Below are 23,851 nucleotides of genomic sequence, written 5' to 3'. Positions count from 1 at the left end.
CCTTTTAAAAAAAAGACCTATTTATCTGTGTATGGTCTTAATTTTCAACATCACATCGAAAAACATTTTCACTATTAAGATGTTAGAAATTTCATAATAATCCCTAATCAGGAACATTGTACCATCCAAGATAGGCATAAACTCCTGCCCTTTTTAACAGTTCTGTTAACATATTGGACATAAAAAAAATCAAGAGGCATAATCCCCTTGATTCTAGAACTTATTAATTTGGTACCAACCCTTTTTTAGGGGCATGGGCAGCACTCAACGCTTTTTCCACTTCAGACTCTCCTCTTCCATGACAATAAGAGCAGGCTTTGCTTGGATAAGCCAAATGTTCGTTAAGTGCCACATCATATATTTGACCTGTGACTCCGTAGATAGCAGTTGTACCATTGTGACACGCCAGACAAAACTCTCTTTCTTTTGATTCAGATAAAATACTTAACTCAAGCTCTTTGTTTTCCATTAATACTTTGACAGTCTTACTATCTGTTTCTAAGGCAGCAAATGACTGAATTCCCTCATGACCTAATGATGTTTTAAGTTGCTTTATATTGTTAGAGCCATGGGTATCGTGACACTCTGCACATGGTAATTGGCCAACAAGAGGACTACCATCCTGTGCTTTTATGATATGACCAGAAAAACTTTCCTCCGCAACGGAAATCTCTCTTTTAGCGAAGGATGATGGACCATTCGTTTTTTCATACTGTTTCATTATTTCTTCTGTCAAATTGTTATAGTGACTGGCAATATCTGCAGATTTGTTATATTTACTCTTGAATTCCTCATTATGACAACGAAGACAGAGTTCATAATCTTCATAGATTCCAGTTGCTGTACTAGATTTACTATATTTGAAAACAGAATACTTTACATCTGCATGAGCTATTTTCTCAGCACTATCGTTTTCATGACATGACTCACATAATTGTTCTTTACTGCTTATTTCCTCGGTTGGTTTATTTGGATCTACTGGATTAGACGGTTGATGCTTATAAGTAATGTGGTCTTGTGCCATGTTAGGATTATTTTCCGATTGCTCTAAATGCGGATTATGACAGCTTCCACAGGAACTGCCACTCGGTGTGCCATCAATCTTAACGGCTGCATCATGTGTATGGACAGCTTTACTATTTTCTGGCATTGGTGCCACTACTGTTCCGTCATGACAAGACATGCAAAATACATCTGCCGCTAAATCTTCTTTCTTGTTTGTTTCAGTTTCTATTAAGGTTTGGGTTGTTTCAGCCTTAGTGTTTGTTGTTAGCAAGTTAGCGTCCTTTGCGTTGTGCGTACTATGGCAATTTCCACATGTATCTACATTATTGGTATAACTCCCATGAGGATTTGGATGTTTTTCCGATTTGATGCCGACAGTCGTGAAGGACCAAATTCTTGGAAAAGCACTATTTTCAGCAGCGTCGATTATCCCCAATGGACTAATGAAAACATTATATTTTACACCTGGTGACAAAGCTTCTAATGGTGTGTAGGTTATCTCTTTTGTAGCTTTATTGTAGCTGAATGTCCCTTCGACCTTCGTACCATTTTGTGTTAGATTGATACTATTATTAATCTCTTCTTCATTTAGCTCTGTAGCATCTGAGATTTTCACCTTAATAGCTGGGTTTAATGAAACTTGCGTCATATCCTGTTTCGGAAAAACATCTGGCAATACTTGTGGTCGTAAGGTATCAACGATAAAGGTGATTTTATTAGTATTCGAAATGCCACCTTCACCGTCAATTGCTTTAGCATAAAAAGCATGATTGCCTTCAGTTAATTCTGGATCTTGATATGACCACTTCCCCGTACTATCCGCCTGTACTGACACCCACGATCCAATGATTACACCTTCTGAATCTTCTGTGCAATCCATACAAATACTAACTGTTGCAGAAGGTTCTGTGGTCCCTTCTAAGATTTTTGAATTTAGGTAGTCACCATGTTTAGGTTTTATAAAATTAATTGTTGGAAGGATAGAATCAATTGTTAACTCACTTTGTGGTGAAGGATTTTCAACTAATACATCTGGTTGATTGGAAGAATCATCCGTTACAGGTGGTTCTATATCAGTTAATTCCTCATTATTTACGTTTGTTTCATTGGAGGAATCGTCAATTGCTGGTTCCGTGATTCCCTCTCCTTTAACAGTTGAAATCGAAAACAATTGTTGGGGTCCTAATAATTGAATACATAAAACAAGTATGACAAGTACTTGAAATTTGGTTTTATGTAGAAGACCTCTATACCTCATTTAGCACCTCTCATTTCTACTATTTGCTTTTCGCAAATTGTTGCTCTCTCTATATATTTTATTCTTATTAATAGGAAGGTTCTAGAGAATGAGGTGATAATTCAACAAATCTTCATATATAGATTGTAAAAATATCGATAATTAATCTTTCACATTGTAAGTTAATATATTTGACAATTTTATGACAACGTTGGTAAAATATTTGCAAATAATAAGGTGCTATGCAATAGCATAACACCCTATTTTCCGAACATTTAATTTTGAGCTAATAATTAGTTGCAGCTAATTTTTAGCTTATTTTTTTAGTTTCCAGCAGGCATACCTGATGGGTGATCAGCACGACGCTCTGCGTTCTTAATTGTTTCAGCGTGTGAGCTGTTGTGACAAGCCCAACAAACTGACATGTTAGTGAACTTCTTAAGAGCTGATGAAGGGTTGTTGTCTTGCATGTAATTTAATGCGTCTATTTCAGTCATGGTATTGCTAGTTACTAAATCATTAATTGTACGTCCAAGTGAATCTTTCATGATATATGCGTCAGTACCGTGACCGAAGTGGCAGCGTACGCAAGTGTAGCTGTCGCTATTTGTGCTGTGACGGTAAGCAGCAGTTTCATCGCCGAAGTGAGAACCACCACTAGTACTGTTTGAAACTAAGTAGTCAGTGTGACAAGCCGCACAGAACTTAGACATTTGTACCCCAACGTTTGTTACAACATTAGTACCTGATACTTTGTAGCCAAGGTCTACTAATTCAGCAGAAGTTTTGCCATCGAATTTAGAAATATCTGCACCTGACCAGTAAGCACTTTGAATAGTGTCGTGTCCTTCTTTGGCCATCTGTACTACGACTGGACGAGCGATGAAACCTTTGCCTGCAGCTTTAAGTGCAGTAGCACCTGCAGCGGAAGTAGAATAGGCTTCAGCATGCTCGTAATCGAAATAAACACCAGATGTTGAACCGTAAGCAGCGATAGTATCATCTGCTTTAACTAATCGTGAATAGTAAGAAAGCCCGTCTGTACGGGTATCATAACCATATAACCATGGAGCCGTAGACTTTGCATACGCAGAAGCACCTTTGTTGTATTGAGCTACAGTTACTTTACCAGTAGTAGTATCTTCAGTACGTAGTAATACTACAGCAGGAGCAGCAGCATCGACTGCAGGTAATGTATTAACTACAGGAACGTTTTCTAATTGGTTACCACCTTTTGAAACTGGTAATGCAGCAATTCCGTTTGGATTATAATGTAATAAACGATCAGAGTAAGAGCCGTGTGGAGCATGACAGCTTGCACAGTTGAAGCTTTCTCCCCACATAGTTCCTTTAGTTTTAGAAGTTTCTACTGGGTTTCCACCAGGAGCAGCTCCGATTTTAATAGTATCGTTTGCCATGTGCATAGAAGAGCCGTGTGAACCACCGAATGTACCCGCACCAGTCGTTTTTGCTCCGCCAGTAAGTTGACCATCAGAGAAAACGTTTAAGTAACCTAATGTACCATCATGACAAGCAGTACAAGTGTTATATACTGTATCTGCAAATAATAGTTGATCACCTTGTGAAGTATGTGTTTGGTGACAGCTAGCACAAGAGTTTGTGTTGTTTTGGTAAGACGTATGAACATTGTGACCAGACAAACTTTTCTTTACAGAAGGATTTGCGCCTGGATCATCAACACCATCAGCAGTGTTGTTTGCGTTCGGTAGACCTTCCCCCGCTATTCCAGGAGTCATTGTTCCGTTGTTCCCCTCGTACGTCTCAGCAGACGCTGCAATCGCGAACAAACCAAACAGCATGAGTGCAAATAAAAAGCTTAAACTAAACTTTCTCATTCTTTAAAACCTCCCAAATAAATCTCTCTTTTTTTCTCTCTTTTTTTTTAATAAATTAATCTATGAAAATTTCTATTAGCAGTATCCTTTTCTAAACCACCCCCTTAAATTGTAAGGAAAAAAAGTGATTACCTTATTTGACTAGATTAATTAAAGACCTGTACCCTGAGGTTTAAAGTATCCGTAATATAAACATTGTCCTTACTGTCAATAAACAATCCATTTGGTAAATAGAATTGTCCATTCTGCTCACCCATGCCGCCCATTTGGAAGATTTTTTTGCCATCTTTATCAAACCCATAAACCATATGTGTTAGATTGCTGACAACATACATTTTGCCGGTACTGTCGATACCAATTCCTCGTGGGTTGACAAAAACTGATTCACCTTTACCATCATTGGAACCATTAATGATTTTTACAAACTTACCTTGTTTATCAAAAATCTGTACGCGTTGGTTACCAGTGTCAACAACATAAATGTTACCTTCTTCATCAGCTGTAATGCCATTTGGAGAGTTAAACTCGCCGTCATTTACTCCCGGCTTACCAACCTCAAGAAGCAGCTTCCCGGTCATATCAAATACATAGGCCTTGTTAGCTTTAATATCTGTGACATAAACCTTTTTATCTATGATTCGCAAAGCAGCAGGAGCGGAAACTTTCCCTTCCTTATTAGCTTCCGGTGCAAAGTATTCAATAAATTTCCCTTTTTCATCAAAAATTGAAATTTTACCATTATACAAATCTGCTACAAATACTCTTCCTTTTTCATCAATTGAAATTCCATATGGGAATTTGAATTGTCCCTCACCATTACCATCCTCACCAAATGAGTAAAGTAGATTACCACCGGCATCAAATGTTAGAACACGCTTATTATTCGTGTCAGTGACAAAAGTGAAAGAACTACTTACCGCTATATCCATAGGCTTATCCATTGGTTTACTGAAATCACCAGTAAGAGATTGGCTGTGACTTGGTGCCCCATTCGGATCAAGAACCTTTAATAATCCTGTATCAACTGCTTTAGTATTATTCATAAAAAGTAAGGTAAAAACCGCTGCCGTAGCTATAGCAATGAGCGCCATTCCGATATAAACATTACGTCTTTTCATTGTTATTCACCTTTAGCCTTTGTGTCTTTATCTTTCAATCTATCAAGGGCATCTACTGCATCCTCAAACAATGGGTCATAAGCAAGCGCGTCCTTGTAAATAAGAATCGCATCCTCATAATCACCTTTTGCTTCGGCTACCATGCCAATTTGGTAAATGATATCGGAGTTAGTTGGTGCTAGCTTGTTGGCTTGTTCTAGTGCCTTCGTTGCTTTATCGTACTCTTCTAATCCGCGATACGCGATTCCCATTTGCACATGGCCCTTATAGTCTTTAGGAGCGATGTTTACCGTCTTTTCAAATTCTATCAATGCTTCGTTATAGCGTTCTTCATCCAAAAATACCAAACCTAGGTTGTAATGAGCATCGTAATAGTTTTTGTCTTGTTCTAGGACATAATCAAACTCTTTAATTGCTTTTTCATTATCACCTTTTAAAAAGTAGGTGTATCCTAGCACAATACGATTCTGTAGATTTGCTGGGTCTTTTCTAACCTCTTCCTTGTAATAGGTAAGCTGCTCATTCACTCTATTCATATCAACATCATTCCAAAAATAAAACTGACCGAGAGCATACCCCGTGCCTACCGAAAATACTAATGTTAAAAATAACAACAGAATACTAGTCTTTTTTGTAAAAGTTTTCGGTTGCTTCTTGGCTGTCCTACCCTCAACTTCCTGAGGTACTTTTGCTGCTTCCATGTTAAATCCCCTCTCGGAAATTATTTCTTGGCCTTTTGATTACTATCTGGCCTATGACATTTCGTACATGTTGTCTCCACGTGACATTTTAAGCATGTTTTATCAAATTTCTGATTTTCTGCAAGTTTTACTGGGTGCTTACTCTTCCAATTCTCTTTGTGAGATCTTGTATGACAGGAAGAACATTGGACCTTGGTAACTGGTGCATCACTGTTAATCCGATTCTCGTGACAGGTGAAACATGTTTGTGTATCCTCTGATAGCTCACCATGTTTCGTCATGAAAGAAGTGATTTGATGGCTTTTTGGTCTTTCACCATGGCAGTCTTTACAGAAGGTATTTGTCTTTGCATATGCATTTACCGTTACATTGGATGAGTCAATTTCTTCATTATTTAAGTACTTCTTATAGCTAGGGTCTTCTTTAAATAGATCATATTCTTCTGATGACATATAAGAATGACACTTCTCACAAGTCTCTAGTTCTGAAGGTTTTATTTTTCCATGATCGCCAGCTTTAAATTCTTCTGTTTTATGATCATCCGGAACCATGGTTGATTCGTGACATGCAGTACATTCAAGCGTTACCTTTCTGGCCTTATGACATTCCATACAGGTGTCCATTTGGGGACGGATGTATTTACTGTCACTCATGACAGAGGCACCTAATTTATGATTCCATTTTCCATAGTCACTTTTGTAGGTCATTTTTCGATCTGAAATTTCCCCGTGTGCAGTACCACTATGACATTGAACACACTCGATTCCTTCTGTCTTATGTTTATCATGAGGGATGATAATATCCCCGGAAGGAGTTACGTCACGACTCTTCATATTATGACATCTTTCACAGGCTTCATCTGGTATTAGATTTGGCATTTTAATCGGTGCTAGATATGTGTCTGTTTGCTTTTTATAAAATTCAACTACACCGTTTACCTGTGCTTTCGCATAATTTTTAGCTCCTGGGTCAACATGGCAGCTGACACAGTCAACCTCACTATGACTCGATGCCTTCAATGTATAATACTGTGGTTTCATCTCATGGCAGGAGGAGCAGAACTCTTGACTAGAAGTCGTTTCTACTCCTATCAACCCTAATGAGAAAAATACAACGATAAACATTACTGCTACTGTTAAATATTTAAATAATTTGTAGCCTTTCCGGGGAGGGGGGTTCTGTTCTATATGTTCTTCTTCCATCCATTTTCCCTCCTATAAAACAACTAAACTTTATTTTTTCTCATCATCCTTAAAACCGGTTCTATGACAATATTCACAATAAACATCCGTTGGTGCTGCAAGTTCTGTTGAACCTGGTTTTGGTTCTTGTCGATCGTGACAGACAAAGCATTCTGCTTTTTCTTCTGGTGATAACGCGTTATTCGCGTGGCCAACTAACCAGTGATTGCTCTTTTCGTGGCTTGTTGGACGTTCACTATGACAAGCACTGCAGAATTTATTGATACGAGCTTGTTCTCTTACGACGGTCATATTTGCTGTATATTTGTGTTCTTTATCTTCTTCTTTAACCTCAGCCATTTTAAGCATGGACATTAGGTCTTCTTTAGGAATATCTCTTATCCACTTTGAATCCTGGTGACAGTCTACACATGTGTCTAGCTCTTGAAGGGCTGTACCGCCGTGATTACCATTCCAGTTTTCAACTCGGTGACTTTCTGGAACTTTGACTCGTTGATGGCATGTTTCACATGCCATAGAAAGCTTCACATCTTTCTTTTGCTTGCCAACCGCTTCTAAAATAATCTCTTGTGTTTTTTTAGTATGTTCTGCAACTGCTTCTGCTGCTTCTTCCTCAGTCGTTGCGTCATGTTTTACTTCACTAGTAGTGTTCTTTGCTTCTTCTTTCGCTGCTTCTTCTAAATGCTCTGGATTTGGCGGAACAAGATAAGCAACATCTTTCCATGGCTTTTCACCGTTATTCACTTTATCGTGACAGTCAATACAGGTTCCCATGTTTGGTGCTAGGTATTTTTGTTCCATCATTTGCTGTGCTACATCATCTGTCCAATGGCCTCGAACTTCTTCTGTATTAATACCACGAGCAGCGATTTTAGCATGTGCTACACCGGAGTGACAGCTGATACATGGAACGCCTTCTTCGATATGTCCTTTGTGGTTAACAATTAAGTCTTTTGATGCGGTAACTAAACGGTTCTTGGAGTGACACTGTAAACAGTTTTCATCTGAAACCGCTTCATGCTCGGTTTGTACGATTTGTTCTGGAATTCCCATTACGTGGTGATATACTTCTTTTAATGAAATCACTTTGTGGGTAATCATGTTTACAAACCCAGGTTTGATGTGGCACTGTACACAGGTGATTTCACTGTGAGCGCTTGCGGTAAATGTTGTTACTTCTGGCGCCATTTCATGACAGCTGGAACAAAATGATGGCGAGTTCGTAAAGGAAAGAACTCCGTATCCTCCTCCAAAAATGACAATAGACCCGATTAGGGCGACAAATAATGCTTTCCACCTATTTACGGGATCCTTCCAGTCTATGTTTCTAAATTTCTGCCAGAGTCTACGAAAAAGTCCAGGCTTCTTTTTACTCTCTCTAGATTCGGGTTTCTCTTTATCTTTCTTCCCCCAAAAAGCCACTTGACTCACCCTTCCCATTTTAAATTTTCATCTCTCTATATTTATCTAAGTTTAACCTCTCTAATGGTAGTATCTAACATTGCAAAAGTATTTTCCAATGTACAATTTGTGAATAATTTTTCATATAAGTTTCACAGGACCTTCTTCCTAAAAACAACATGAAAACATTGATAATTAAAGGATTAGGTTAATACCACATTCAGGTTGTAAACGTGTATAGAAATTAATTTTTATACATAAAATGAAGTATTTATTCATTACCAACACTATTTTTGTTGATTATTCTAGAAATAGACTGCATACAAAAATTTGACAATTTTGATAAAATAAAGTGTCCTCATACGGATAGACATTAAGGTTCGTTTTTTGAATATGTGGCTATAACGGTAACAATGTTGTCACTCTAATATGGAAGTGGTAAGATATAAAGGATATTTATCATGTATTTTTGATAGGATTTTCTGTAATTTAAAGCGAATTATTTAGTAGGATAAATCAGATATAAAGGAGCGTTTCATCATATGATGGGGATTTTAAATAAAGTGTTCGACCTCAATAAGCGCGAGCTGAAACGGCTGGACAAAATGGCGAAACAAATTGACGTACTAGCTGCTGAAACGGAAAAACTTAGCGACGTTCAGCTCCGTGAAAAAACGGAAGAGTTTAAGCTTCGCTATCAAAAAGGTGAATCACTAGATGATTTACTCGTAGAAGCCTTTGCAGTCGTCCGTGAAGGTGCCCGCCGTGTGCTTGGCTTATATCCGTACCATGTTCAGTTAATGGGAGGGATTTCTCTCCACGAGGGGAATATTTCGGAGATGAAGACTGGTGAAGGTAAAACTTTAACCGCTACCATGCCGGTTTATTTGAATGCCCTTTCTGGAAAAGGTGTCCACGTTGTTACAGTCAATGAATACTTGGCAAGCCGTGACGCAAACGAAATGGGACAACTCTATCAATTTCTTGGACTTACTGTTGGTCTAAATTTAAACAGTATGTCTAAGGAAGAAAAACAGGAAGCCTATGCTTGTGACATTACATATGGAACAAACAATGAGTTTGGCTTCGATTATTTGCGCGATAACATGGTCTTATATAAGGAACAAAAAGTACAGAAGCCACTTTTTTATGCGGTTATTGACGAGGTTGACTCGATTTTAATTGATGAAGCTCGTACACCATTGATTATTTCTGGTTCTGCCCAGAAGTCGGCGGTTCTTTATATTCAAGCAAATGCATTTGTTCGAACACTGACAAAAGGTACGGATTATACCTATGATGAGAAAACAAAAGGCGTAATGCTGACTGAGGAAGGAATCAGTAAATCAGAGCGTGCTTTTGGAATAGAGAATCTTTTTGATATGTCGCATGTTACTCTGAATCATCATATTAACCAAGCCCTGAAGGCAAATGTAAGCATGCACCTTGATATTGACTATGTTGTTCAAGAAGGAGAAATCGTCATCGTTGACCAGTTTACTGGTCGTTTAATGAAGGGTCGCCGCTATAGTGAAGGATTACATCAGGCAATTGAGGCAAAAGAAGGTTTGGAAGTTCAAAACGAAAGTATGACAATGGCTACGATTACCTTCCAGAACTATTTCAGAATGTACGAAAAGCTTGCAGGTATGACAGGTACGGCGAAAACGGAAGAAGAAGAATTCCGTAACATTTATAATATGAACGTTATTGTTATTCCAACTAATAAACCTATAACACGTGATGATCGTCCAGATTTAATTTATTCCTCCATGGACGGTAAATTCCGTGCAGTTGTCGAAGATATTGCTGAACGAAATCAAAAAGGTCAGCCTGTTCTTGTTGGTACGGTAGCAATTGAAACATCTGAGCTGATTTCGAAGTATTTAACGAAAAAAGGGGTCAAGCATAATGTCTTGAACGCGAAAAACCATGAACGCGAAGCGGAAATTATTGCTGAAGCAGGTCATAGAGGCTCAGTTACAATCGCAACCAACATGGCAGGACGGGGTACGGACATCAAGCTTGGTGAAGGTGTCGTTGACTTAGGTGGACTTGCGGTTCTAGGAACAGAACGTCACGAAAGCCGTCGGATTGATAACCAGCTGCGTGGACGTTCCGGACGTCAAGGAGATCCCGGTGTAACCCAGTTCTACTTATCAATGGAAGATGAACTAATGCGCCGCTTCGGCTCAGATAACATGAAAGCGATGATGGAGAGACTGGGTATGGATGATTCTCAGCCTATTCAAAGTAAAATGGTTTCTAAAGCCGTTGAATCTGCACAAAAACGTGTAGAGGGCAATAACTTCGATGCCCGTAAGCAGCTTTTACAGTATGATGACGTTCTTCGTCAGCAACGTGAAATCATTTATACACAGCGTGACGAAGTGTTAGAATCAGAAAACCTGCGTGAAATCGTTGAAAAAATGATTATTTCAACTATCCAGCGGAATGTTGATGCCCATGCGAATAAGCATGAGGATGAAGAAGAATGGAACTTGCAGGGTATTATCGATTATGTAAATGCGAATTTTCTTCATGAAGGTGACATTACGATTGAGCAATTACGCGGTAAGGATCCAGAGGAAATGAGCGAAGCTATTTTTGCAAAGGTGAAGGAACGTTATAGCGAAAAAGAACAAATTCTTTCTCCAGAGCAAATGCGCGAATTTGAAAAAGTAGTAACGTTGCGTGCGGTTGATAGCAAGTGGATTGACCACATCGATGCGATGGACCAGCTTCGTCAAGGTATTCATTTACGTGCTTATGGACAGATTGATCCGCTTCGTGAATATCAGCATGAAGGCTTCGCGATGTTTGAGTCAATGATTCTCTCGATTGAAGAGGAAGCTTCTATGTATATCATGAAGGCTGAAATCAGAAATAACCTGGAGCGCCAAGAAGTCGCAAAAGGTCAGGCTGTCAATCCGAAGGAAGACGGAGAAGCCGTTAAGAAAAAACCAAAAGTAAACCAAATCGAGATTGGCCGCAATGATCCATGTTACTGTGGAAGCGGAAAGAAATATAAGAACTGCCATGGAGTAGGGAAATAAGATAAGTTCAAGGGCCGGCAAATTGCCGACCCTTTTTATTTTTCTAATTGAATATACTTGGGAGAACTTTGATTCCCTTCAAAGAAGAAATTCGGGGCTAGCGGTAATCAAAGGTCGGCTTTGATTCCCTTCAACGGGGAAAATGCTGTGCGGTAATCAAACGAAAAAAATAATAGAGGGTCAGCAAATTAATTGCCGACCCTCATCCATTAATTTCTTTTTCTAAAACGAATGACACCGAATAGTATAATAAACAAAACTCCTAATACTAACAGTAAAGTCTGGAATGGAAATGCCTGCTTATCCTCTATCTGAACTTGATTATTACTTACCTTATTATTTATTACTTCCTTAACTGCCTCTTTAGGTTCTTCTTTAATGTAATCATCATAAAAGTTTCTAATTTTTTCTACCGGATGAACAACAACCTGACCATTTGTAATTTGAATCATACCATTTGGTCCGCCAACTGGTGTCAGGAAGCTAGGATCCTTTCTTTCTAAAAAAATCAGCATCTCCCCACCTTGCTGTTGAAATTCATCTACCCATCCATGATCAAAACCATCAATACCCGCGGTAATCGTAGTTGGAATATCTTCGCCTTTGTAAACCTTTGTTACCTCAAAACTAAGACCATTAAAGATGGATTGCCCACCTGGGATAGGATTGCTTGAAAAGTCGTATTTTCCTAGTACAACAACCTCAGCCCTACTAACAACTTCTTGGGGTTCTAAGACGACCCAGCTTGTCGCCTCTACTTGAATACTTCCAATCGAAAAACTTGTAAAAAATAAAACAATACAAAAAATGATTCTTTGCATTTCATTCCCCGCCCTTCGAATGGTCACTCTATAACTTCTTTGAACTCTTTAATTTATTTGTATATCTCTCCGCACTAAGAACCCCTTCAGTTACCCAAAATCTTTTGGTAATTAGGTTTCGGTCGCTCCAGTTTTTCTGCATTGACCCAAAACACTTTTCCAATCAGCTTTCGGTCACTCCAGCCAACATTTTCATTGATTCTTCCTCTTTCCACCTAAATAAACAAAAAGACGAGAGGTTACCCTCTCGTTTTCATTGTTTCGTCAACCATTTTTGCAGTCCCTCTATCTTTTCCCATAATTGAAAATGTTCATCTGCATAGATGATTGCCTCACTCTCGTCCCCCGATACATACCCTTTTGGGAGGAACATGGGGATGCTTTTTTTACCCGTAAGGAATGGGATTACATGTGGGTTAGCTTTTTCCGCTTCTTTCAATAATTTAGCTGCATTTGCAGAAAAACCATTTTTATATAATTCAAGTAAAAGCTTGTTATATAAGCCATTTGCAGTACCCTCTTCATACTGTTTCAACAAGCGTTCCGCAGCTTCGAATTTCCCTTCTTCTAAATAAGCCCCAAACAGGATATAACGAATACCTTGGTTATCATTTGGATTTAATTCTAGAAGCTGTTCGAATTCACGTATTGCAACAAGGGTATCTCCTAATTGATGAAGTGCATCCGCAAACGCTGCTTTCGCTCGCATATATGGTCTTGTTTCGAGCATGCCCCAGAAATGACCTTTATTTTCTTTAATAAAGGCTTTCCCAAGCTCTTTTTCCCCAATCTCCATGCCCTTTTTTGAAAGCATCATCGCTTCCTCATCAGTATCAGCATCATCCGCAAGAATCACGTAGGCGTCAACACAATTTGGATCTAACTTAAGAGCTTCTTGTGCAAGTTTGCTCCGGCGGTGACCGGTTACTTCCATCGCATCGTAAACCAATTGCTGAGCACGTTCCTTATTCGTTTTCGGTGCTTTCTTTGGAGTTGGGTTCAATAGCTTCTTATTCAAAAATTCATTTATTTCATCGATTGTTTCAAAATTTCCACCTTGGATCTCCGCCAATACTTCCTGCATGGCTTGTTCTGTCGGCATCGGTCCCTGTAACGAATTGAATGGCATCGCAGTTACTTGGTTTTCATTTTCTTCTTCATATGACATTTCAATAATGGTTCTTATTTCTTCCTCTAATTCGTCATCCAATTCAGCATATGTGGAAGAAAGGGAGCCTACTGATACACCATACAATTTAGCGGTTTCCTTTTGAGTAAGCGGGGAAACCATATGGTTAAACAACGTAAGTAAATAATGCATAGAGGCTGCATATAGATTCGGTTTTCGAATATTCTTTTGCTTTTTCTCACAAAATTTAAACCATAGAATAATGCCTATATCCACAGTTGAAGGCATTTCATCTAGCGACTCCAGGTTTCTCTTTAATAGCTCTGCCACTTCCTTGAATATAGGCTTCTGCCACTCCATACTATCAATATCAACCATTCCGCCAACCATAGTAAGGTCTTTCATTATCTCCATAAAAAACTCAATTAAAAACTGCTGCGGTGAATGATAACCAGCATCTTTACTTTTCTGCTCTATAAAGTCGATTGCTTGATTGACTGGTAATTCCGGCAAATCAAACGGTGCTGGGAAAAAGACATACTTTTGATCAAATGGCAGAAGGAAACCGATAAAAAATGATCCTGCTTCAAAGGATTTTTGTGTATTTATTAAAATTACCTCATATTTTTCAGCGGAAAATCCATCTTCCACAATAATTGAATTATTTTCAACATTAATAATTTCGCCTGCAATCGTTCTAGCTTCGGTCCATGATTGAAGGATTTGTTTTAATTTTGGGCGTTTAATTTTCCCAACCTCTGCAGTAATAAAGTGTTCTAAAATGGTTTCCCCATCTTCCAATGAGTTAAACAGTGAGAACCAAATTGTGTAAACAAATTCATAAAACTGGCGCTCGTCCTCTCCAATATCAAAGTAATCTTGATATTCCTCAAAACCATTAAATAATTCCTCTTCAAAATGATTAAGAGCAAAGTGAAGAAGTTTCTTTTGCAAATCATCAATTTCATTTTCAATTACATGTGTAATCGACACAGCTTCCTTAGCGCCACAGCACTTTTTATACTTTTTTCCACTCCCACATGGACAAGGTTCATTCCGACCAATTGCCTCTGTCATGAGTACTCGCCCTCTCTTCCTCTATGTATCTAATATCATTAATTTAATAGTACCATTTTTGACAGATTAGTATGTATTATACGTAAATATTTGATTATTCAAGCTTTAAATTTGAACTATTTGAATATTAAAATTAATATTAGCTTTATACTTGATTTATAGGATTAAATGGAAGGAGGTTTTGAGGGTTGAGAAAAGTTTTTTTGCTTCTATTTATGATTGTCGTAGCATTAGGGATATTACCGACTACTATCAGTCTCGTGGGGCCTCTAACCTCAAAAATAAGTGTGGTTAGAACCGACATCAATCCGTACCGAAACGCATTCGCTAACACCTTGATTGAGATTGTTGAAGGTAACCCATACCTGCTTCCTAGTAAGCCTATTCAGAGCGAGGACCCTCAAATAGTAGATCTTGCGAAATATTTAACTGCAGGAAAGGATAGCACTTCGGAACAATCAAAAGCAATCTTCACTTGGGTGGCACAAAATATTACCTATGATGTGGATACCTTAATCAATAATGAATATTTTTATCTTGATCATCCCGATGCCATTGAGGTGCTTAATTCTAAGTTGGCAATGTGTATGGGTTATTCAAGACTGAACGCTGCCCTGCACCGTGCCGCAGGAATAGAGGCAAAGGTGGTTTTCGGGGAGGGGCATGCTTGGAATGAAATAAAGATTAACGGTAAATGGCAGACACAGGATCCAACCTTTGCAGCTGGATTTTTAATAGAAGGTTCCCAGACCTTTATCAAAGCATATTCTCCTCTTTATTTTTCAAAAACAGACGTAAAGAAGGAAGGTGAATATGATTGGTAACAAAAAATATGCACCGATGATTTCCCAGCAGAAATCATCGGTGCATGATGCTTTTATAATGATACGTTATTATCAGAGTTATAGTTTGAATCTTTTCCAACATACTTAAAGACATTGACCATAAATAAAATAACGCCAATAACCACCGCTATTGAACCAATGATTGTTGGTGGAAGAGCTGCGGGAACACCCAATACTTGAAGTGCAATCCCGCCTAACATCACGGGAACCCCAATATTGTGTAACCAGAATTGAGTTTTAGCTAGTTTTGAATTTGCTGCCTTTGGATAAAGGTGATAAATAATTCCGAATAATGCCATTGATACCCATCCAAGTAAATTAACATGTGCGTGAACGGATGTAAAACGGAAATCATGAATAATTCCCATCGTTAGACCGGCCAAAACCCCAATTGTAAAATAAACGGTTGCTACTTTTAGATACGCTTTCCCCACTATTTACCTACCCCCATATTATAAATACCACAACTATTATACTATATTTCAAGTAATTTACAATATTACCATTATATTAATAGTATTTTTGTCATAAAAAACCTCCTATCTGCATAGGAGGTTGAGTAGATTATGATTTTGTCATATATTCTAGAACTTCTATGTCTATAAATCCAGAACTTTGTTCTCTCATTTCGAAGTTTTCAGTATGAATATAGGCTGTCAGGGCTTTGAATAACTCTTCATTGCTCGGGGTCTCACTGCTTAGATAGGACATTCTAGTCAAATGATGAATCAATTCATCTTTAACTTCTCCTTCAATCTCTGCAATTCGTTCAGGCTTTGAAGGTGCAAAATATAATTGCTGAAGTTGATAAATCCGAATTAACTCTTTTATTGGATCTGGATGGTCATCAACCCTTAAATCGATATAACGGTCATTAAACCCGCCGTAACCACCTTTTTCTTTTACAATATACAGCGCAGCAGACTGCTTACCCCTGCTATCGCCTCCGGCTCCCTGACCTGCATCTAATGCTGCTAAAAGCTTATCCGCGAGCGTCCCGTCGGTTTCTGTATATACTCGTGCCATTGCTTGTACGGTTTCTTCATCCACCAAAATATTACCCTGTGCAGCAAAATGGGTGCCTGTCACTCCGCCAGCCCATTCATAGCAAGCTTTCCCAGTGAAAGAGGCCGAATTACCTAAAGCATCAATCAGACCCACCTGGCGCATTTCTCTGTCTGAGTCTTCAGCTAATAGCAGCTCGAGAGTTTCCTGTGCAGACTTACCTTTTTCCATTAATTGCAGTGCTTTTGGACCATATCCAGTATTGGCATAGGATTGGGTTGCGACCGCTCCAGCACCTGCCTTTGCCCAAGGGACCACCGCACCAACACCTAAAAATTTTGATTGAACCGCAATACCCCATTCTTTTTCGGTTGGGTCAAAGCCTACAATTGAAAATGTCATATAAAAACCTCCTTCATTTCAGAAAAAACGCAGCTCCGATTTCTCAGAACTGCGTTTTGTATTTTATTAATGTGTTTCAATTAAGCCGTATCTTCCATCTTTACGTTTGTAAACTACGTTTGTACGGTTTGTGTCAGCGTTGTTGAACACGTAGAAGCTGTGTCCTAACAGGTTCATTTGCAGAATTGCTTCTTCACTGTCCATAGGCTTTAGATCAAAACGCTTCGTACGAACTAATTCTAAATCGTCTTCATCCTGCTCTATGACATCTGTATTTTCAGAAGTTGCGAACGTAACCGGGAAATCACCTTTTTCACGGAATTTACGATTAACCTTTGTTTTATGCTTACGGATTTGACGCTCAAGCTTGTCTGAAATCAAGTCAATGCCAGCATACATATCTACATTCGTTTCTTCTGCACGAAGAACTAGATTTGGCAGGGGAATGGTTACCTCTACTTTAGAAGTTTTATCTTGATTGAATCTTAAATTCACATTTACCTTTGCTTCAGGTGCTTCTGTGAAATATCGTTCCAATTTAGAAATTTTCTTCTCAACATACTCTCTAATTGCTGGAGTTACCTCAATGTTTTCACCACGAACGTTATAATTCATTTGTGGACTCCTCCTTTATATTCCTATGTAGATACATTTCTATTTTACCCTATGATTTTCCTGCTAAATCAGAACTAAAATTTTGTCGAAATTTTGACAAAAACACAGGGGAAATAGTGAGAACCACTTTTCTAGCTATTTTCTAATTTTTAAAAATCTTCCTTACACCTTTAGTCTATTATGTTTGAGGAGAAATTACCACTTTAAACTCTAATGAATAGCCTGCAAAAGCCTAAAAACAATAAACGCTCGGGGATGAAGGTCATCGTGCAAGCGTTAAGGATTGTATTCTTTCCGCTCCCGATTCTTTTAATAACTTGGCAGCATGCCTAAGAGTGGAACCTGTCGTATAGATATCATCAATTAGCAGGATATGTTTACCTTTTATTTCAATCTGACGGTTAATCTGAAAAACCTGCGGAATATGAATTCGTTCCGATCTTGATTTTTTTGATTGTTTTTCCGCATGTATTCGGGTAAGGGGCTTGGCCGGGGTTAATCCAGACTCTATAATCAGTGCCTCTGCTTGGTTAAATCCGCGCTCATAAAGGCGCTCATCACTTAATGGAATAGGCACAAGTAAATCTGGCTGTATCTTATTCAGGAATTCCTTTACACTATGGGCAAATATTTTCGCTAATACATAATCTCCACGGAATTTATATTTTGCCATTACCTCCTTAAAAAAATCATTATAGAGAAAAATAGAATGATTTGCGTGGAGGTATCCCTTCCAATCACAGTCCTCCTCCCAACGCTCGCAGTCATGACACATTTCTCCGCGACGAAACTTCTCTTCTAAAAATTGAAACGGACGGCTGCACAGCTTACATTTTTCTCCTTCCGCTCTTTGAAATTTATCCTTACAGGTTGAACAGATAATAAGTTCTTTTTCTTCTGAAAAAATCGCTGTCCACCCAATGACAGGTATGATTTTTTCATGACAAATTAAACATTGCTCCTCGGGGAAGATTTTCATGAATCAAGTAGCCCCTTTCTGTATCCTTCTTGGTTCATCGCTGTAATTTGTTTTCGCGCCTTTATCATTTCCTCTGTTTTTCCATAATGAAAAAATGTCACTACACCTTTGGGATAATCCTTGCTTCTTCCCGCTCTCCCAGCTATTTGTACCAAAGCACTTTCAGCAAATATGTTATCCTCAGCACCGATAACGGCAACATCAATATTGGGAAATGTCACACCTCGTTCTAAAATCGTCGTGGTCAGTAATAAAGGAATTTCTTTGTTACGCATTTTTTGAACCTTTTCTTTACGCTCTGGATCTTCGGCATGAACAGCCTCAATGTCGGGCGCTGACTTTCTTAGTATGGGGAGAGCTATTTCCATAAGAGCTATATGAGGAAAAAAGAGTATAGCTTGCTTATTGTGTTCGAGTCGCTCTTTTATCCAGTGAAGGATATTGGTTGGAAGCTTGTCTTTTTTCAATTGCTTTTGCCAGTTGCCACACCATGTAAAATGAGGAACAGGCAGAGGATGCCGATGGAATCTAGCTGGGATTGTGGTGAAAGCCCGTTTTCCTGTGCGGCACTCCCTTTGCCATTTTTCATTCGGAGTCGCTGTTAGGTAAATCATTGCCGACACTGGTTTTCTTGCCTGTACAGCGGCATACTGGAGGGATTCCTCCACTGTATAAGGGAAGGCGTCTACTTCATCTAAAATAACCGTATCGAAGGCATGGTAAAAACGGAGGAGCTGGTGGGTAGTCGCAATCGTAATCGGTGCATAAAGATGGCGGTCCTCACTCCCTCCATATAGGGAAGCAACCGTAATACCTGGAAAGGCTGCCTTTAGTCTTGGCGTCAGTTCAAGGACAACATCGGTTCGTGGCGTAGCGATACATACTCTCTTTTTTGATGCTAATGCGGATTCAATGCCTTCAAAAAGAACTTCCGTTTTCCCTGCCCCACAAACTGCCCAAACGAGCAGCTCTTTATTGGTATTCACCGCTTCAACTACCTGGTTCGACGCTGCTTGCTGACCCTCCGATAACTTCCCTTTCCACTCAAGGATTTTATTCGGCAAAGGGTGCTTTGGCGTTGGCCCATTCCAGCCAAGTAAAGGAGTACAAGCGCTGATTCTTCCCATCATTAAGCATTTACGGCAATAATGGCAGATTTCTCCGCACCGCGAGCAGGGAAATTGTGCAAACCAATTCTCTTCCTTGTTGCCACAACGTGAACAGGCAGGTCGATTTCTGCTGTATTCTATCCCCTTTCGGTAGGTAACATAACCATTTTCATAATGTTTTTGGATTTCTTCATGAGGGAAGAGCAGGTCATCCAGTAAAAGTTGTTTGCCTGTCAGAAGTAGTTGTAGGTCTGGGTTGTAGGGAAAGTTAGGGTTTAATGATGGCTGTGGAATGGTTTGGATTTGGGAGATTGGAAGGGAGTCTTCTCCTATTTGAGGGACCAAATATTCATCTTTTATGAAAAAACGCACGGGAACAACACCCCTTCTAGTAAATTCGTTTTTTGGTTTTATTAATAAACAATAAATAATCACTCCCTTTTTATTTCAAAAACAATTCTACAAGATGCGGCAAAATTCCTGCAAAATGTCGAATGAATTTTTAAAAAAAGAGAAAGAGCCAGGCAACAATTGCCTAGCTCCCAATAAATCTAACTTTTCATCCATCCAAGACCCATGGCACCTTCCCCCAGGTGAGTGCCAATGACAGGGCCGAAGTAGCTGAGCGAGAATTCTACATTTGGATATAGGCTTTCAAGTTCAGACCGCCATACTAACGCCTCTTCCTCGCGGTTGGCATGGATAATAACGGCTTGATAGGGCTCACCTGAAGCGGCGTCTTCTCCTAACAGGTCGACAATCCGTTTCATTGCTTTTTTCCTCGTGCGTATCTTTTCAAAAGGAACAATGACTTTGTTTTCGAAGTGAAGCAGCGGTTTTACTTGCAACAGGCTGCCAATAATCGCTTGGGCGCTCGATAGTCGGCCGCCTCGCTGTAGATGAGAAAGATCATCCACCATAAAATAGGCATGTGCTGTTTTTTTCAATTCTTCAAGGCGTGACACAATATCCTCCGCCACTGCGCCGTCTAGAGCCATTTTGGCCGCTTCAATTGCATATAACCCTTGTGGCATGCAGCTAACCTCAGTATCAAATGGATACACCTTGATATTTTCCACCATCGTACTAGCTGTGACAGCTCCAGCAAAAGTGCCGCTGATTCCACTCGAGAGGTGGATGCTAATGACAGCCTCATAGTCTTTAGACAATGTTTCAAACAGCTCTACAAACTGGCCGATTGGAGGCTGGGAAGTGGTTGGGAGTTCTTTCTCCTTCACTTGTTGATAAAATTGTCCTGCCGTAATGTCTACTTCTTCCTGATAGGCCTCATTGCCAAAGATGACATTTAGCGGGATCATATGTATATTCCATTTATCGCGTATTTCTTTTGGTATGTATGCTGTACTATCCGTAACAACGGCCGTCTTCATATTGAAACCATCCTTAGAGTATGTTTTGTTCTATTCTATCTGAAAAACGATAAAAAAAATAGAGGGCACGCCCATTCCCAAGTGGCGTGCCCTCATGTATATCTTAAATTAACGAACTTCAACCCAGCCGTTTTTAATAGCTGTAACAACCGCTTGCGTACGGTCATTAACATTCATTTTTTGTAAAATGTTACTCACGTGGTTTTTCACTGTTTTTTCACTGATAAATAAAGCTTCGCCAATTCCGCGGTTACTCTTTCCATCAGCCAGCATTTGCAGTACTTCACATTCGCGGCGTGTTAACAAATGTAATGGACGACGCAGTTCAAGTGTTTGAACAAAAGCACCGCCGCCTGAACGTCCAGCTGTCAGCTTGCGGTATTCATTTACTAGGTTATGAGTTACCTTTGGATGTAAGTAGCAGCCACCATCAGCCACAACACGGACGGCTTCAATCAATGCATCTGCGTCCATTTCCTTTAATAAATACCCTCTTGCACCTGTTTGAAGTGCATGAGTAACATAGTTTTCATCATCATGGATAGATAAGATGATAATTTTAGTGTCTGGAAATTTCTCTGACAATTCACGTGTAGCCTCAATTCCGTTCATCTGAGGCATATTTATATCCATAATCACAACATCCGGTTTATAAGCATTAACAATGGTTACCGCATCACTGCCGTCATCACCTTCGGCAACAACCTGGAATGCCTTTTCGAATTCTAGAATTCGTTTAACCCCTTCTCTAAATAGCTGATGGTCGTCGATAATTGCAATCTTAGTCACCATTTATTTCCCCTCCTGCTCCGCATAAAATCATTTTATTTTTGTTTTAAGCCGGTATTGGAACCACGATAAAAACGGAAGTTCCTTTTCCAATTTTAGATTCAAAAGCAATATTTCCTTCAAGCAACTCTACCCGTTCTCTCATTCCGATGATCCCAAATGACTCGGGCTTTTTTTGGGTGGTATCGAAACCTGCCCCATTATCCTTAATTAGAACGGTTAGCTCATTCTTTGTCATTTCAAGCCTTACATGTATCCCACAGGCATTTGCATGCTTTAATGCATTTTGCACAGATTCTTGAATCAAACGAAATAGTGCCACTTCATATTTCACTGGAAGCCTGCGTTCTAATCCAATGTTAGTAAATTCAATTTTCGACTTGTTATGATATTCTTCGATGGTTTGTAAATATTTTCTGAGGGTAGGAACTAGGCCTAAATCATCAAGCGCCATCGGACGAAGGTCATAAATGATTCTTCGGACCTCATAGAGTGCGGCGCGGACCATTTTTTTGAAGCTGCCAATCTCCTTAAAGGCTTCCTCAGGTCCCTGCTCGCGATAAACACGATCCACTAAATCAGATCTCATAATCACATTGGCAAGCATTTGTGCTGGACCGTCATGAATATCTCTTGAAAGCCTTTTTCTCTCTTCCTCTTGTGCCTCGATAATTTTCAAACCAAAGTCCTGTTTTGCTTTTGCATTCTGTAATTCTTCACCCATAAGCTTTAAGTCGCTCATCAGATAATTCATAACTACAGAAATCTGCGAAATAAGCTGGTCAGCACGGTCTATCGTTTCATCGAGCCCCAATAGCCTACGCTCGAGGTCTGCCCGCTTATCCAATAGCTGTTTTTTGTATTGCCAATTAATGGACAGGTCCATTTGCAGCTGATGCGCTTTTTCGTAAGCTTCCCTGACCTCAACTTCAGTATAGTCTTTAAAATTCATGCTAAGTTCTGATAGTGTTAACCTCGCCTTTAGAACCTGTTCTTCAAGGCGTTCCTCTTCTGCTATCAGCTTCACCATCATCTCTCTAATGGTTCTTAGTTCATTTGTCATATTATCGTAATCTTTTCGGCATTGCTCACTTATTTGAAAGATATCGCTTTTACTGCTAGTGACAGTTTCAATCATCTCTTCACGGATTTCATCAATTGATTTCAAATTAATCTTCTGAATTTTGGCCATGCTCTCCTCCAGAGACCTTTTTTCTAGTTTAACGCGTATTGGAATATTTTACTATATCAATGCATTAAAACAGAAATTTTCCCAACTTTCTAGTTCATAAGTAGTATAATATTTGATAGCTAAACTACTATTTTAAAAAAATAGATTTTACACCATTGAAACATTACTTATTATACCACGGGAAAATCACTTCTATATTAAAGTTATATTACACCAATGTTTTTTTTATATTATCTAAAAAGAAGTTATGGAGGGAGTACTATGCTATCTCGTTATTACACCGTTAAAAAGGAAGCTAGCGAACATGAAATAAATATTCAAAAGTCCCGATTTATTTCACATATTAAAAGAGCAGAAACGGAAGCTGAGGCTCAGGAATTTATTCAAACACTTAAGAAAAAATATTGGGATGCCTCCCATAATTGTTCTGCTTATATCATTGGTGAACATGATCAAATACAAAAAGCCAATGATGACGGTGAACCCAGCGGAACTGCAGGTGTACCCATTCTTGAGGTGCTGAAAAAAAAGAAACTGAAAGATACCGTGGTCGTAATTACCCGATACTTTGGCGGCATTAAATTAGGGGCAGGCGGGCTGATTCGTGCTTACGGTAAGGCGACTTCGGAAGGCTTAAATACCGGCGGCATTGTCGAAAGAAGGCTTGTTCAAATTGTTCATGTGACTGTGGACTATACCTGGATTGGGAAAATAGAAAAGGAACTAAGGGCGTCTCCATACATCATTAAAAAAATTCATTACCTAGATAAAGTTGTCTTTGACGTATTTGTAATTGAAGAGCAAGTTCAAGAGTTCATGAATTGGGTGGTCGATTTAACAAATGCAAATTGTAACTTTACAAAAGGCGAAAACGTCTATTTAGAAGAAAAAATCAATTTCTCTAAAGATATGTCATAAATC

19 protein-coding genes are annotated in these 23,851 nt (G+C 39.1%); 3 read left to right on the top strand and 16 right to left on the bottom strand.

Translation table 11 applies throughout. The annotated features are described in order from the left end of the window. Nucleotides 1–223: 223 nt before the first annotated feature. The 6 genes from CHI06_RS01375 to CHI06_RS01350 all read right to left on the bottom strand — a co-directional run bounded on the left by CHI06_RS01375 (nt 224) and on the right by CHI06_RS01350 (nt 8,541). Nucleotides 224–2,263 (bottom strand): Ig-like domain-containing protein, encoded by a 2,040-nt coding sequence (locus CHI06_RS01375; protein WP_095246630.1) that lies wholly within the window; start codon nt 2,261–2,263, stop codon nt 224–226. Nucleotides 2,264–2,565: 302 nt separating this feature from the next. Next, the gene (locus CHI06_RS01370) at nt 2,566–4,098 is read right to left on the bottom strand and encodes a cytochrome c3 family protein (RefSeq protein ID WP_095246629.1); all 1,533 of its coding nucleotides are present in this window, start codon (nt 4,096–4,098) and stop codon (nt 2,566–2,568) included. 146 nt (nt 4,099–4,244) lie between these two features. Beyond that, complete coding sequence (locus CHI06_RS01365; protein WP_095246628.1) at nt 4,245–5,216, bottom strand: 6-bladed beta-propeller; 972 nt, start codon at nt 5,214–5,216, stop codon at nt 4,245–4,247. Between the two features lie 2 nt (nt 5,217–5,218). Continuing rightward, nucleotides 5,219–5,917: a tetratricopeptide repeat protein gene (locus CHI06_RS01360; protein WP_095246627.1), complete on the bottom strand. Its 699-nt coding sequence runs from the start codon at nt 5,915–5,917 to the stop codon at nt 5,219–5,221. Nucleotides 5,918–5,937: 20 nt separating this feature from the next. Further along, complete coding sequence (locus CHI06_RS01355) at nt 5,938–7,119, bottom strand: cytochrome c3 family protein (RefSeq protein WP_095246626.1); 1,182 nt, start codon at nt 7,117–7,119, stop codon at nt 5,938–5,940. A 30-nt stretch (nt 7,120–7,149) separates the two neighbouring features. After that, nucleotides 7,150–8,541 (bottom strand): cytochrome c3 family protein, encoded by a 1,392-nt coding sequence (locus CHI06_RS01350; protein ID WP_095246625.1) that lies wholly within the window; start codon nt 8,539–8,541, stop codon nt 7,150–7,152. A gap of 521 nt (nt 8,542–9,062) precedes the next feature. Here CHI06_RS01350 and secA point away from each other — a divergent pair. Next, a complete protein-coding gene (gene secA / locus CHI06_RS01345) occupies nt 9,063–11,576 on the top strand; it encodes a preprotein translocase subunit SecA (protein ID WP_095246624.1) in 2,514 nt (837 codons plus the stop codon). A 209-nt stretch (nt 11,577–11,785) separates the two neighbouring features. Here secA and CHI06_RS01340 read toward each other — a convergent pair whose 3' ends face one another. Further along, nucleotides 11,786–12,397 (bottom strand): hypothetical protein, encoded by a 612-nt coding sequence (locus CHI06_RS01340; RefSeq protein ID WP_142300915.1) that lies wholly within the window; start codon nt 12,395–12,397, stop codon nt 11,786–11,788. Nucleotides 12,398–12,650: 253 nt separating this feature from the next. Then, the gene (locus CHI06_RS01335; RefSeq protein ID WP_095246622.1) at nt 12,651–14,603 is read right to left on the bottom strand and encodes an SEC-C metal-binding domain-containing protein; all 1,953 of its coding nucleotides are present in this window, start codon (nt 14,601–14,603) and stop codon (nt 12,651–12,653) included. A 188-nt stretch (nt 14,604–14,791) separates the two neighbouring features. Here CHI06_RS01335 and CHI06_RS01330 point away from each other — a divergent pair, with 188 nt between their 5' ends. Then, on the top strand, nt 14,792–15,427 hold the full coding sequence (locus tag CHI06_RS01330; RefSeq protein ID WP_095246621.1) for a transglutaminase domain-containing protein: 636 nt from the start codon (nt 14,792–14,794) through the stop codon (nt 15,425–15,427). A gap of 53 nt (nt 15,428–15,480) precedes the next feature. Here the strand turns inward: CHI06_RS01330 and CHI06_RS01325 are convergent, their stop codons facing one another. The 8 genes from CHI06_RS01325 to CHI06_RS01290 form a co-directional block, all read right to left on the bottom strand. Further along, entirely contained in the window at nt 15,481–15,882 is a 402-nt protein-coding gene (locus tag CHI06_RS01325; RefSeq protein WP_095246620.1) for a cbb3-type cytochrome c oxidase subunit I, read from the bottom strand. Nucleotides 15,883–16,012: 130 nt separating this feature from the next. Next, on the bottom strand, nt 16,013–16,855 hold the full coding sequence (locus CHI06_RS01320) for a DUF1028 domain-containing protein (RefSeq protein WP_095246619.1): 843 nt from the start codon (nt 16,853–16,855) through the stop codon (nt 16,013–16,015). A 66-nt stretch (nt 16,856–16,921) separates the two neighbouring features. Further along, entirely contained in the window at nt 16,922–17,470 is a 549-nt protein-coding gene (gene hpf / locus CHI06_RS01315) for a ribosome hibernation-promoting factor, HPF/YfiA family (protein WP_095246618.1), read from the bottom strand. A gap of 262 nt (nt 17,471–17,732) precedes the next feature. After that, nucleotides 17,733–18,449 carry a ComF family protein gene (locus CHI06_RS01310; protein ID WP_095246617.1) on the bottom strand — a complete coding sequence of 239 codons (717 nt, stop codon included), beginning with the start codon at nt 18,447–18,449 and terminating at the stop codon, nt 17,733–17,735. After that, nucleotides 18,446–19,930 carry a DEAD/DEAH box helicase gene (locus CHI06_RS01305; RefSeq protein WP_095246616.1) on the bottom strand — a complete coding sequence of 495 codons (1,485 nt, stop codon included), beginning with the start codon at nt 19,928–19,930 and terminating at the stop codon, nt 18,446–18,448. The genes CHI06_RS01310 and CHI06_RS01305 overlap by 4 nt, the downstream gene beginning before the upstream one ends. A gap of 179 nt (nt 19,931–20,109) precedes the next feature. After that, on the bottom strand, nt 20,110–20,949 hold the full coding sequence (locus tag CHI06_RS01300) for a DegV family protein (RefSeq protein WP_095246615.1): 840 nt from the start codon (nt 20,947–20,949) through the stop codon (nt 20,110–20,112). 108 nt (nt 20,950–21,057) lie between these two features. Beyond that, nucleotides 21,058–21,738: a response regulator gene (locus CHI06_RS01295; RefSeq protein WP_179292501.1), complete on the bottom strand. Its 681-nt coding sequence runs from the start codon at nt 21,736–21,738 to the stop codon at nt 21,058–21,060. A 46-nt stretch (nt 21,739–21,784) separates the two neighbouring features. Next, the gene (locus CHI06_RS01290) at nt 21,785–22,930 is read right to left on the bottom strand and encodes a sensor histidine kinase (protein ID WP_095246613.1); all 1,146 of its coding nucleotides are present in this window, start codon (nt 22,928–22,930) and stop codon (nt 21,785–21,787) included. 261 nt (nt 22,931–23,191) lie between these two features. On the opposite strand from CHI06_RS01290, the gene CHI06_RS01285 reads away from it, so the two are divergent. After that, nucleotides 23,192–23,848 carry a YigZ family protein gene (locus CHI06_RS01285; RefSeq protein ID WP_095246612.1) on the top strand — a complete coding sequence of 219 codons (657 nt, stop codon included), beginning with the start codon at nt 23,192–23,194 and terminating at the stop codon, nt 23,846–23,848. Nucleotides 23,849–23,851 lie beyond the last annotated feature (3 nt).

Origin of the sequence: Bacillus sp. 7884-1 (genome assembly GCF_002272245.1) — a bacterium.
Taxonomy (GTDB): domain Bacteria; phylum Bacillota; class Bacilli; order Bacillales; family Cytobacillaceae; genus Neobacillus.
This window is presented reverse-complemented; position numbering and strand designations above follow the sequence as displayed.